General features: G+C 71.6%; 7 protein-coding genes. 3 read left to right on the forward strand and 4 right to left on the reverse strand.

Translation table 11 applies throughout. The features are described from left to right. Positions 1–38 precede the first annotated feature (38 nt). The 3 genes from acnA to IF11_RS0108010 all read right to left on the reverse strand — a co-directional run bounded on the left by acnA (position 39) and on the right by IF11_RS0108010 (position 5,062). A complete protein-coding gene (acnA, locus tag IF11_RS0108000) occupies positions 39–2,753 on the reverse strand; it encodes an aconitate hydratase AcnA (protein ID WP_030350760.1) in 2,715 nt (904 codons plus the stop codon). A 171-nt stretch (positions 2,754–2,924) separates the two neighbouring features. Beyond that, on the reverse strand, positions 2,925–3,560 hold the full coding sequence (locus IF11_RS0108005) for a histidine phosphatase family protein (RefSeq protein WP_030350761.1): 636 nt from the start codon (positions 3,558–3,560) through the stop codon (positions 2,925–2,927). Continuing rightward, entirely contained in the window at positions 3,557–5,062 is a 1,506-nt protein-coding gene (locus IF11_RS0108010) for an FGGY-family carbohydrate kinase (RefSeq protein ID WP_030350762.1), read from the reverse strand. The genes IF11_RS0108005 and IF11_RS0108010 overlap by 4 nt, the downstream gene beginning before the upstream one ends. Positions 5,063–5,373: 311 nt before the next feature. Here IF11_RS0108010 and IF11_RS0108015 point away from each other — a divergent pair, with 311 nt between their 5' ends. The 3 genes from IF11_RS0108015 (at position 5,374) to IF11_RS0108025 (ending at position 8,785) form a co-directional block, all read left to right on the forward strand. Continuing rightward, positions 5,374–6,159 (forward strand): DeoR/GlpR family DNA-binding transcription regulator, encoded by a 786-nt coding sequence (locus IF11_RS0108015; RefSeq protein ID WP_030350763.1) that lies wholly within the window; start codon positions 5,374–5,376, stop codon positions 6,157–6,159. Positions 6,160–6,222: 63 nt separating this feature from the next. Next, positions 6,223–7,239 carry a 2-hydroxyacid dehydrogenase gene (locus IF11_RS0108020; RefSeq protein ID WP_030350764.1) on the forward strand — a complete coding sequence of 339 codons (1,017 nt, stop codon included), beginning with the start codon at positions 6,223–6,225 and terminating at the stop codon, positions 7,237–7,239. Positions 7,240–7,333: 94 nt separating this feature from the next. Further along, positions 7,334–8,785, forward strand: coding sequence for an FGGY-family carbohydrate kinase (locus IF11_RS0108025; RefSeq protein WP_030350765.1), 1,452 nt, complete (start codon positions 7,334–7,336; stop codon positions 8,783–8,785). Positions 8,786–8,827: 42 nt separating this feature from the next. On the opposite strand, the gene IF11_RS0108030 is transcribed toward IF11_RS0108025, so the two are convergent. Next, positions 8,828–12,946, reverse strand: coding sequence for a glycosyl hydrolase family 2 protein (locus IF11_RS0108030; protein WP_030350766.1), 4,119 nt, complete (start codon positions 12,944–12,946; stop codon positions 8,828–8,830). Positions 12,947–12,967 lie beyond the last annotated feature (21 nt).

Here is a 12,967-nt window from a genome sequence, read left to right on the forward strand (position 1 = left end):
CGTACGGGACACGGCCCTCGATTCCGTCGCGGCGCCGCCTACTTGCGGATCAGGCTGCGCAGTACGTACTGCATGATGCCGCCGTTGCGGTAGTAGTCCGCCTCACCCGGGGTGTCGATACGGACGACCGCGTCGAACTCGACGCCGGTGTCCGTCGTCACCTTGACCGTGCGCGGGGTGGTGCCGTTGTTCAGCTCCGTCACGCCGGTGAAGGAGAAGGTCTCCTCGCCGGTCAGACCCAGGGCCTGCGCCGAGGCGCCCTCCGGGTACTGGAGCGGCAGCACGCCCATGCCGATCAGGTTCGAGCGGTGGATGCGCTCGTACGACTCGGCGATGACGGCCTTCACACCGAGCAGCGCGGTGCCCTTGGCGGCCCAGTCGCGGGACGAGCCCGAGCCGTACTCCTTGCCCGCCAGGACGACCAGCGGGGTGCCGGCGGCCTGGTAGTTCTGGGAGGCGTCGTAGATGAAGGAGACCGGGGCGCCCTCGACGGTGAAGTCGCGGGTGAAGCCGCCCTCCGTGCCCGGCGCGATCTGGTTGCGCAGCCGGATGTTGGCGAACGTACCGCGGATCATGACCTCGTGGTTGCCGCGGCGGGAACCGTACGAGTTGAAGTCGCGGCGCTCGACGCCGTGCTCCGTGAGGTACGTGCCGGCCGGGGTGTCGGCCTTGATCGCACCGGCCGGGGAGATGTGGTCGGTGGTGACCGAGTCGCCGAGCTTCGCCAGCACGCGGGCGCCGGTGATGTCCTCGACCGGGGAGGTCTCCATCGTCATGCCCTCGAAGTACGGGGGCTTACGGACGTAGGTGGACTGCGGGTCCCACTCGAAGGTGTTGCCGGTCGGGATCGGCAGCGCCTGCCACTGCGCGTCGCCCGCGAAGACGTCCGCGTAGGACTTGTTGAACATGTCCTCGCCGATGGCGTTGGCCACGACGTCGTTGACCTCGGCCTCGGTGGGCCAGATGTCCGCGAGGTAGACCGGCTTGCCCTCGGTGTCGATGCCGAGCGCGTCCTTGGTGATGTCCACCTTCATGGAGCCGGCCAGGGCGTACGCGACGACCAGCGGCGGCGACGCCAGGTAGTTCATCTTGACGTCCGGGTTGATCCGGCCCTCGAAGTTGCGGTTGCCGGAGAGTACCGACGTGACGGCGAGGTCGTGCTCGTTGACGGCCTTGGAGACCTCCTCGGGCAGCGGGCCCGAGTTGCCGATGCAGGTGGTGCAGCCGTAACCGACGAGGTTGAAGCCGACCTTGTCGAGGTACGGGGTGAGGCCCGCCTTGTCGAAGTAGTCGGTGACGACCTTCGAGCCCGGGGCGAGCGTGGTCTTGACCCACGGCTTGCGGGTCAGGCCCTTCTCGACCGCCTTCTTGGCCACCAGCGCGGCGGCGACCATGACGTACGGGTTCGAGGTGTTGGTGCAGGAGGTGATCGCGGCGACGGTGACGGCGCCGTGGTCGATCTCGTACGTCGTACCGTCCGGGGCCGTGACCAGCGTCGGCCGGGTCGGCACGCCGTTGGCGGAGGCCGGGGCGTCGGAGGCCGGGAAGGACTCCTTGCCCGCCTCCTCGTCCTCGGAGACGTAGTTGCGTACGTCCTCGGCGAACTTCTCCTTGGCCTCGGCCAGGATGATGCGGTCCTGGGGGCGCTTCGGGCCCGCGATGGAGGGGACGACCGTGGCGAGGTCGAGCTCCAGCTTCTCGGAGAAGTCGGGCTCGGCGGCCGGGTCGAGCCAGAGGCCCTGCTCCTTGGCGTACGCCTCGACGAGGGCGACCTGCTGGTCGCTGCGGCCGGTCAGACGGAGGTACTTCAGCGTCTCGTCGTCGATCGGGAAGATCGCGGCGGTCGAGCCGAACTCCGGCGACATGTTGCCGATGGTGGCGCGGTTCGCGAGGGAGGTGGCGGCGACGCCCTCACCGTAGAACTCGACGAACTTGCCGACGACGCCGTGCTTGCGCAGCATCTCGGTGATCGTCAGGACCAGGTCGGTGGCGGTGGTGCCGGCCGGCAGCTCGCCGGTCAGCTTGAAGCCGACGACGCGCGGGATGAGCATCGAGACGGGCTGGCCGAGCATCGCGGCCTCGGCCTCGATACCGCCGACGCCCCAGCCCAGCACGCCCAGGCCGTTGACCATGGTGGTGTGCGAGTCGGTGCCGACGAGGGTGTCGGGGTACGCCTGGCCGTTACGGACCATGACCGTACGGGCCAGGTGCTCGATGTTGACCTGGTGGACGATGCCGGTGCCCGGCGGGACGACCTTGAACTCGTCGAACGCGGTCTGGCCCCAGCGCAGGAACTGGTAGCGCTCCTTGTTGCGGCCGTACTCCAGCTCCACGTTCTGCGAGAAGGACTCCGGCGTGCCGAACTTGTCGGCGATGACGGAGTGATCGATGACCAGCTCGGCCGGGGCCAGCGGGTTGATCTTCGCCGGATCGCCGCCCAGCTCCTTCACGGCCTCACGCATGGTGGCGAGGTCCACGACACAGGGCACACCGGTGAAGTCCTGCATGATCACACGGGCCGGGGTGAACTGGATCTCCTGGCTCGGCTGCGCCTGCGAGTCCCAGGAGCCGATGGAACGGATGTGGTCGGCGGTGATGTTCGCGCCGTCCTCGGTGCGGAGCAGATTCTCCAGCAGCACCTTCAGGCTGTAAGGGAGGCGCCCGGAGCCCTCGACCTTGTCCAGCCTGAAGATCTCGTACGACTCGTCGCCCACGCGCAGCGTGCTGCGGGCGTCGAAGCTGTTCGCCGACACGACAGTCTCCTTCATCAATGTGCGCGTACTACCGTCATGCTGCCGCCACGACTCCTCGCCGATCCGCTAAGGTAAGGCTTAGTTAGGTCACCCTTACCGGCTGGCGGCCGCGGTACGCCTTCGGCAGATATCTCGATGTCGAGATAACTCTAGTACATGACCGCCGCTCGGTCATGCGTGGGTCGGCACGTTGTACGACATCAGGGCGACCTGTCGTGGCCGGCCGGCCGGTGCCACGGGCACGCGCAGCTCGGTGATCGCGCAGTTGCGCATCGCCGGGAACACGCGCCGGTACTCGCTCCCGGGGATGCCGAGCAGCCGGCACAGGACCAGCCGGAACAGCGTGTTGTGCGCGACCGTCAGCACGCGCTTCCCCGGGTGGGTGTCCGCGAGTCGGAGCAGGGCCTCGGCGCCGCGCGTGGCGGCGGCCGGCGGGTCCTCGCCGTCCGGCAGCGGGTGGGCGGCCGGGTCGCGGCGGAACGCCGCCACTTCCTGGGGATGGGCCGCTTCGAGCTCGGCGATGGTCCGGCCCTCGGCGATCCCGAAGTCCACTTCGAGCAGATCGGGTTCGACGACCGCCTCCAGCCCCGTCACCCGGGCCGCGGGCTCCGCCGTGCGCCGGGCGCGGGAGAGGGGAGACGTCACGATCGCGTCGAGCCCGGCGCCCGCGGCCCACACTCCGAGCGCCTCGGCCTGCACCAGGCCGCGCGGGGTCAGATCGATGTCGCTGATGCCGGTGTAGCGGTTCTCGTCGTGCCAGACGGTCTCGCCGTGGCGGGCGAGAAAGAGGGTGGTGCTGGTCGTCATCCGTGCTCCCGTGCGTAGGTGGCCGTGTCCGAGGGCAGCCAGCCGCGCCGTTCGAGGGCGTCGACCAGGGTGACGAAGGGCCCGTCGAAGCGCCGGCCGGCCTCGGGCCGCGGTTCCAGGATCGTACGGATACGCACCATGCGGCGGGCCGCGTCGTCGCCGGTCACCGCGTGGGCGGCGAGCACCGCCATGCCGAGGGCTGAGTCGGCCTGTTCGGGGAGGGCGGCGGGGCGGCCCAGGACGTCCGCACGCAGTTGGTTCCAGTAGTCGCTGCGGGTGGCGCCGCCGGTGAAGGTGACCGGCCCGTCGATCGGGGCGCCCAGGAAACGGACGTACGCCAGACAGAGCCGCTCGGCGAGCGCGACGCCCTGGAGCAGCGCCGCGTAATGATCGGCGTCGTCGGCGGGGCGGCCGAGCGTGAGGGCCTCGGCGTCCGGGGCCAGGAACGGGAAGCGTTCGCCTCGGGAGACGAGGGGGTACGCGACGACGCTCGCCGGCTCCCGGTCCGCGGCGAGGCGGTCGAGGCGCGCGAGATCGGCTCCGGGGAACGCGTGGGTCAGGGCGCCGGCGCCGACGCTGGAGGCTCCGCCGGGGAGCCAGTGCCCGTCCGGTGAGCGGTGGTTGTAGAGGACACCGGCGGGGTCACGGAGCGGGGTGGCGGTGACGCCCTTGAGAACGAGCGTGGTGCCCAGGACGGTGTTCCACCGGCCCACCTCCCAGGCGCCCGAGCCGAGTTGGGCCGCGCAGCCGTCGGTCATGCCCGCGATGACCGGGGTGCCTTCGGCGAGGCCCGTATCGGCCGCCGCCTCGGCGCACACCGTACCGAGCGGGGTGCCGGGGGCGACCACGTCGGGGAAGTCGAGTCCGGACAGGCCGAGCCGGTCATGGACGGCCGTGGGCCAGGAGCGGGTGTGGAGGTCGTAGCCGGTCTTGAGGGCGTGGCTGGAGTCGGTCGGTACGGGCCGCCCGACCAGGCGTGCGGTGATGAAGTCCGGCTGGTGGCAGACGCGGGCGCCCTGAAGGGTGCTGGTGTCGCCGCTCTTCGCGCCCGCGCCGGTGAGCCAGAGCAGCTTGGCCAGCGCCCAGCTCGGCTGGATACGGAGCCCGAGCGCGTCCCACACGTCGGCGCCGGTCTCCTGCGCGTACCGCGCCTCGGCCCCGGCCCGTCCGTCGTCGTACATCAGCGCGGGGGTCAGGGGGACCCCGCGCGCGTCGGTCAGCAGGACGGTGCCCGACGTACCGCACACCGCCACTCCCCGTACGCGCGCACGCCCCCGCGCGGGCGCGGCGGAAGCGGACGCGGAGGCGGAGGCGGAGGCGGACAGGGCGCTCAGCGTCTGGCGGATGGCGTCGGCGGCGCCCCGCCACCAGTCGGCGGGCAGTTGTTCATGACGGTCCCCCTCGCGGTGACCGGTGAGCGGGGCGGAGCCGCGGCCCAGTACCCGCCCGTCGTCGGTGACAGCCAGGGCGCGTACGCTCTGCGTCCCCAGGTCGACTCCCATCCACACGTCCTGGTGGCGTGTGTCCGTCAGGGGCTCGCGCACAGGCTCCCGCCTTCTCGTCGTCGTCCGGTGTTCTCGCGAATGTTGATCTCACGGTGTAATTCACACCGTGGACGCGGATTCCATCGAGGGCGTCGGCCCGGCTCGGTGGCCCCGGACTCCGCGTCTCACCTGGCAGGGAACGGGCTGACGTGGCGTCGGACGGGTTGACCAGGCCATCGACCGTGGGGAACACTGCCGAACGGTACCTCAACAATCTATGTTATAACCTCAGGGCTTCATGTTATTCATGAGGTGAACAGGACCGAGGAATGTCACAGGACAAGAGCCAGCGGGGCCCCATAGAGCGCCGCCGGGAGATCTCCGATCATGTGCTGACCGAGGGATCGGCATCGGCGTCGGACCTGGCGGAGCGGTTCGGCGTGAGCGTGATGACGATCTACCGCGATATCGACGAGCTCGAAAATGAGGGCGTCCTGCGGAAGTTCCGCGGGGGTGTCACCGCGCAGCCCTCCGGGGTGTTCGAGAGCAATGTCGCCTACCGCAAGAAGTCCATGCGGCCGGAGAAGGAGGCGCTCGCCGCCAAGGCGGCGACGCTGATCGACCCCGGTATGTCGGTGATGATCGACGACTCGACCACCGTACTGGAACTGGCCAGGCTCCTTCCCCGTATCGAGCCGCTGACCGTCGTCACGAACTTCCGGGAAGCGCTGAATCTGCTCGCCGGTGAACGCGGGATCCATCTGATGGCCCTGGGCGGCGACTACGACCCCCTGCACGACTCCTTCCTCGGGGTGCCCTGTGTGGAGGCCGTCGAGGCGCTGCGGGTCGACATGTGTTTCGTGTCCACCTCGTCCGTCCACGGCGACTTCGCCTTTCACCAGGAACAGCGCATCGTCGCCGTCAAGCGCGCGATGCTCAAGGCCGCGGGCCGCAATGTGCTGATGATCGACCACTCCAAGCTCGACCGCACCGCGCTGCACCGGCTGACCCCGCTGTCGACCTTCGACCTGATATTGGTCGACGACCGCACCCCGCCCGAGGTGCTCCGCTCCCTCGACGAGAGTGGTGTGCACTACGAGGTCGCCGAGACCTGAGCCCAGCCCGAGCCCGGACCTGGCCTGACCTGATCTGCCCGTACCGTCAAGGAGAGCTCGACGATGAGAATCCTCGCCGCCGGCGACCACTTCGTCGCCCCCGATCTGTTCGCCCGGGAGCTGACGGCCGAGATCGGCACGGACCACACCATCGACCAACTGCACCTGCCCTGGCCGCTGACGCCCTTCGGGCCGGTCTCCGAGGTGGACGAGGCGTCCGGTGACGAGGACACCCTCCTCGCCGCGCTGCGCGGAGCGCGGGTGTGTGTCACGCAGATGGCTCCGGTGACCCGCAAGGTGCTCGACGGCTCACCCGATCTGCGGCTGGTGGTCGTCGGCAGGGGCGGCCCCGTCAACGTCAACCTCGACGCGGCGAAGGAGCGTGGCGTCCAGGTGTGCAACACCCCCGGACGCAACGCGGCGGCCACCGCCGAGTACACCGTCGGGTTGCTGCTGGCCACGATGCGCCGGATCCCGGAGACCTCGGCGGCGCTCACGGCGGGCCACTGGGCGGGCGAGTTCTATACGTACGACAACTGCGGTCCCGGTCTGGACGGGGCGACCGTCGGGCTGATCGGCTGCGGTGCGGTCGGCAGCCGGGTGGCCCGCGCGCTCACCGCCCTGGGCGCGCACGTCTGTCTCTACGATCCGTACGCCGACCCGGACACGCTGCGCGAGTGGGGCACCCCCGTCGACGATCTGGACGCACTGCTGCGCCGCTCCGATGTCGTCTCGCTGCACGCGCGGCTCACGCCCGAGACCCGTGGGCTGCTCGGCGCCCGCGAACTCGCCCTGCTGCCCGAGGGCGCGGTCGTGGTCAACTGCGCGCGTGGCGCGCTCCTGGACGAGGACGCGCTCTGCGACGCCCTGGAGTCGGGCCGGCTCGCCGCGGCGGGGCTCGATGTGTTCGCCGTGGAGCCGCCGCCCGCGGACTCCCGGCTGCGTACCGCTCCCCGTCTGGTCATGACGCCCCATCTGGCCGGGGCGAACATCTCGGTCGCGCACAACGCCGCGCGTATCGCGGCCGCGGAGGTGGGCCGGTTCCTGCGCGGGGAACCGCTCGCCCATCGCGTCGTCTGAACGCTCGTCACCTGAACGCGCGTTACCTGGACGCTCGTCATCTGACATCACGTGAACGCTCGTCACGCTCGCCGTATCGACAGGAGGAGACAGGGTGTTCGTCGGACTGGACATGGGAACCTCGATCGTCAAAGCCGCGGCCTTCGCCGAGGACGGCACGGCGCTGCGGGTGGAATCGAAGCCGATCTCGCTCGGCGGCCACGGTGACGGTGTCGAGCAGGACGTCGAAGAGGTGGTCCTCGCCGCCACCGACGTCCTGGGCTCGGTGACCGGCGCACGCGCGCCCGCCCTGGTCGCGATCACCGGTCAGGGCGACGGCCTGTGGCTGGTCGACGCCGAGGGGCGCGCCGTACGTCCCGCGCTGTCGTGGATGGACGGCAGGGCCGGCGATCTCGTCGCCGGATGGATGGCCGACAGCACCGCGGAACAGATGTACCGGCGCACGGGAAACGTGCTCTTCCCCGGCTCCCCCGGGCCTCTGCTGGCGTGGCTGGACCGTAACGAACCGGCCTCACTGGACGCGGCCACGACCGCCGCCTGCTGCAAGGACGTCGTACAGCTGCGTCTCACCGGCGAGCGCGCCACCGATCTCTCCGACGCGTCCGTCCCCTTCCTCGATCCGCGCACCCGGACCTACTCCCCCGAGGCGCTCGCGGCCCTCGGGGTGGAACACCGCGCCGGGCTGCTGCCGCCCATCGCGGCGACCCTGCCGTACGGGGAGGCTCATGGCCGTGCCCCCGGGCTGTCGCGCGGTACGCCCGTCATCTCCGGTCCCTACGACCTTCCCGCGAGCGCGATCGGCGCGGGCGTGACCGAGCCCGGGGACGGGCTCCTGATCGTCGGCACGACCCTGGCGTGCCAAGTCGTGGTCGAGCGGGTCGCGTTCGACGACGACCCCGTCGGGTTCCATCTCGCGCTCGCCCGGCCCGACCGCCATATGCGGGCGCTGCCCGCGATGACCGGTACGGTCGCGCTCGACTGGGTGCTCGATCTCACCGGCACCACCCACGACCAGGTCTCCGCCATCCTGGACGCGACCCCGCGCGGCGCCCGGGGGGTCGCCGCGCTGCCCTATCTGTCGCCGTCCGGCGAACGCGCGCCGTTCGTCGACCCCACCGCGCGCGCGGAGTTCACCGGTCTCGATCTGCGGGCCTCGCGCGAGGATCTGGTACGGGGCATGTGCGAGGCGATCGCGTTCGCGGCCCGGCACTGTCTGGAGGCCGCGGGGCTCACCGGCGAGCTCGCCGTGTGCGGCGGCGGCGCGCGCAATCTCGCCTGGCTGCGGCTGTTCGCGGATGTCCTCGGCCGCCCTCTGCGCGTCGCGCGGGGGCCGGAACCGGGTGCGCGCGGCGCCGTCCTGGCCGCGGTCGACGCCCGGGGAGCGGAGCTGGGACAGAGCCTGGACGTCGCGGGGTGGACCGCGCCCGACGCCGTGGTGGACCCGGATCCAGCGGGCGTGGCGTTCTATGAACAGGCCTACGCCGACTATCTGTTCCGGGTCGGGAACGCGCGGAACCGGTGGCGGGGACCGGCCGCCACCCACTGACCGGCACGGCCCCCGCGGGTCTTCACAGAGTGGGGCGGACAGTCACGGGGTGGGTCCCGGCGGGCCGATGGTCAGCCGTACCGGGCCCATCAGGCCGGTGACGCGCTGGCCCGGGAAGACGAAGTGAGTCGGGCTCGTGGCGTCCAGGTACGGCGCGAGCGTGCCGAACACGGTGATCTCGACCGTACGGTCCCCGGGCCCGGCCAGTCCCGTCACATCGAAGACGTACGGGGAGCACACCCGCACCCCGGCGGCGACACCGTCGATCCGTACCTCCGCCGTGCCCCGCACCCGCCCCAGGTCGAGGGAGACCTGTCCGGTACCGGCGCCGGCGGGCAGGGTCATCACGCGGCTGTAGCGCACCCCGCCGCTGTACTCGGCGAGGCCGCGTGCCTCCCAGTCCCCGGTGCGGATCCGCCCGGGACCGACCTCGCACCGTACGGGGCCCGCCAGCGCGGCGCCGCCCTGGCGGCCGGGGCGGGTCTCCACGCGGAGGGTGGCGGTCCGTGTCCCGGAGGGGCCGTCGGCCGACAGGTCGACGGTCACGGTATGTGCGTCGGCCACACCGCCACTGCCTGCGGAAGCCGTCGTGGTGCGTTCGTGACCGTCGACAAACACGGTTGTCGCACCATATGTGTCGACCGTCAACCGATCTGTGCCCGGCGGGAGTTCACACCGGAACCATTCCACTCCGGGCCGTGCCCCCGGGACGGCGAAGCCGACCGGTACGACCGTGCCGTCGTCGGCGTCCGGGTCCAGCCAGGCGGCGCCGGGAAGCGGATGCGGCCGACGGCGCAGATACAGCGCGGCCGGGTCCCCCACCTGTTCCCGGCGCACCACGACCGGCACCGGCTCACCGGCGCGCTCGGCCCGCCATGTGCCGTCGCTGTGCACGGTCGTCACGCACCGGCCATCGATGTCATAGAGAGCCGCGTCCACCAGAACGGCGGGGTCCTCACCACCGTCCGTCTCCACCGCCAGTTCGTTGGCACCGATCCGCAGGGCCGGCGCGATGTCGTGCCGGCGTACGCGCGGCACGGTGTGTTCGGCGTACGGGTCGAATCCGCCCTGTATGCCGACCACTTGACCGTTGACCCGCAGTACGCAGCGGCCCCGGGCCGCGATCTGGACGATCGCCCGGCCCGGGAGGTCCGCCACGGTCAGGGTCGTCGCCAGGGCGGCCCGGCCACCGGGTACGAGGATCCACTCAGGGCGGCGGTAGCGCTCCGGATCGCGCACGAGCGCCACATGCGCGCGCAGATCGACGTCATGATCGGGTGTCAGGTCCAGTTCCAGGAGATGGCTGCCCGGCGCGAGCCGTACCGGGCCCATGGCGAGATGGCCGCCATCGTCCAGCGCCACGGGCACGCCCCCGAGCCGTACCGTCTTCGCCGCCGCGGCGCCCACCGCCAGATGTCCGTCGAAGGCTTCGTCCAGCAGCAGTTCGGTCCGGACGCGCGCCACCGTTCCGGCGGCGGTCGGGCCGATCCGTACGAACTCCTCGGGCACATGCCCCTTGGGGCCGAGGACATCGCGGTGGATCGGGTCCTTGTGGATGCCCCGGGTGCCGGACCATTCGAGCGGCGAGCCGCCGCCGTCATCGGAGTCGGAGCCGCCATCGTCGTCGCCGTCGCCGTCGCCATCGAGCAGGAGCGCGTGCGGCCCGAAGGTGGCATGCGCCCTAGGCCGGGCCGGATCGCCCGCGCGGCCCCGCCGGAACGTACGGCACTCGACGACGGCGCTGCCGGCCGGCCCGGTCGCGGGCCGCGCGAAGTCGCCCCAGGTGTTGTCCAGGGTCGGGACCAGCGTCATGTCCCACTCGGCGTCCGCCGGGACCTCGACCGTCGTACGGCCCGCGCCTTCCACGACCGGAGCGTCAGCGCACCCCGGACGCTCCGCCATCCACCCCGTCGCCCGCGCCGCCGTCCGCGCCGGAAAGACCAGTACCGCCGCGGGCCCTCGGTCGAACGGCACCTCGACCTCGACGGCCCGCTCATCGTCCTCAACAGCCCGGACCCGTACGGTACGCGGCTCCCCGCCGAAGGGGTCGAGCAGTACGGCCGGCCCCTCCACATCCCGGACCCGCACCTGTGCGTGGCGCACATAGCGGTCCGGGTCGAAGTCGTAACGGGCATCGATCCAGCCCTGTGCGGCGCCCCGTTCGTCAGGGGCGGCGACCGCCGCGCGGGTCGCGCGCGGTACGTCGAACGAGGCCGCGGTCAGGAACACCACCGTCGCGTCGTCCACCCGGCGGGCGAGCGCGGGTACCGACGCCCGTACGACCGGCTCCGTCCCGGTCCGCGCCCGCTCCCGCCCCAGCGCCTCGCCCAGATCGTCCGCCGTGGGGACGAGGACCGCCCGGCCGTCGGCGAAGCACGCACTCAGCTCGTCCCTTATTTTGTCCGGTCCCGCGGCGCCGTCCCGGCCGATGACATGCTCGGGAAGCGCGCCGATCGCGATCAGCTCCCCGCCCGCCGAGGCGAATTCGAGGAGCCGCAGCGCCGTGTCCTCTTCGAGCGCCGTGCACGCGGGCAGCACGACCGTCGCATAGCTCTCGCCCGCGACGCACAGCCGCGTCCCGTCGTCCGAGTCCCTGACCAGGGCGCGGGCGAGGGAGTCGTCGTCGATCACATCGGCGTCCAGGCCGAGCCGGTCGATCACCCCCGGCCGGGTCCTGAACCAGGTCATGTCCCCGACGAGTTCGAGATAGACCGCCTGCGCCCGGCGCGCGTCGGCGGAGACACCGTCGAGTGCGGCGCCGGTCTGGGCGGTGGTCGTGGGCAGCAGGATCGCGGTGTCGCAGAGATGGCTGCCGAGGCTGAGGATCGCGCACAGCCGGGTGACGGCGTCGGCGAAAACGCGATGGTGCGTCCAGTACGGCTGGCGCCAGTCGGTGCCCGGCGGCGCCCACTCCCACCAGCCGCCCTTGGTCGTGTAGTAGACGGCGTGCGGGTTGTAGAGGGTCGCGCCGGCGCGCAGCCAGGGCAGGAGCCAGTCGTAGGTCTCCTCCAGCGTGCCGCCCCAGCCGGTGGAGTGGAACGCCTCGATCCAGGTACGGGGCCTGCCGTACAGATGGGCGAGGGAGGAGTGGATCCGGGCGTCCCCGTGGTGGTCGGAGCCGGGCGCGGAGAACCAGCGGTGCGTACGGGCGTAGTCCGCGTACAACTCGACACCGGCGACGGGGTGGCCGGCGCGGGCCGGGTCCTGCTGGTCGCAGCCGACGACGAGCCCATGCCGCTCGTGCCAGGCGGCGAGGGGGCGGAAGAAGGCCGCTTCGGCGAGTTCGGCGCGGGTCAGATGGTAGTCGTGGCGGATCCGGTGGACGTCCGGCCGGTGCGCGCCGTCCTCGTACAGGGCGTCCAGATGCGGCATCAGATCGTAGCCGCGCAGCCGTCGGAAGGCGTCGGCGAACTCGGCGGACCAGGTGGGCAGGGAGGGCAGTTCGTCCTGGAAAGACCCGACGACGACGGTGCCGAGGCGGTCGCCGAGCCGTCGCTCGAACTCGCCGTGCACCCCCGCCAGCAGCGCCGCGCAGGCGTCGGCGCCGAGGTAGTCGAAGCCCAGGGCGGTGTGGTGATGGAGCGTCAACCGCCAACGTCCGGGGCCCGGTGCCCGTACGGTCACGGTCGGTCCGTCCGCGACGAGCGGGAGCGTGATCGCGGGACCGGTGGCAGATCCGTCGCCGTCGACCGGTTCCGCGTGGCCCGCCAGCGGCTGCCCGTCGTCGGGGCAGCGCAGCTCGCCGGGGCCGTCCACCACGGCACGTACGCGGTCGAGCCGGCGGCCCGCGTACCCGTGCCGTTCGTCGACCAGGCGTGCCTGGAGGTCGGCACCGGAGAATCCGAGCTGGTCGTAGAACCAGAGCCCGATGCCCAGGTCGCGCGCGTCGTCGCAGACCCCTTCGAGCAGCGCCCACCAGGGGTCGGAGAGGAACGGGGGATCGTCGGCGTCGGAGCCGAACAGCGGCCCGGACGGCGCGAGGTTGAGCAGGACCAGGTTGAACACCCCGCCCTCCGCGAAGCGTTGGAGCTGGTCGCGCAGGCGCGCGCGGTCGAGCCGTTCCCCGCTCCACCACCAGATGGCGGTGGGCGAGAACGCGCGCGGCGGTTCGGTCAGGACCTCCGCGATGCTCGTGGGGAGGGAGGGTCCTACGTACGTCATATGGTGTTCCTCAGCCTTTAG

This window comes from Streptomyces scopuliridis RB72, from assembly GCF_000718095.1.
GTDB lineage: Bacteria > Actinomycetota > Actinomycetes > Streptomycetales > Streptomycetaceae > Streptomyces > Streptomyces scopuliridis.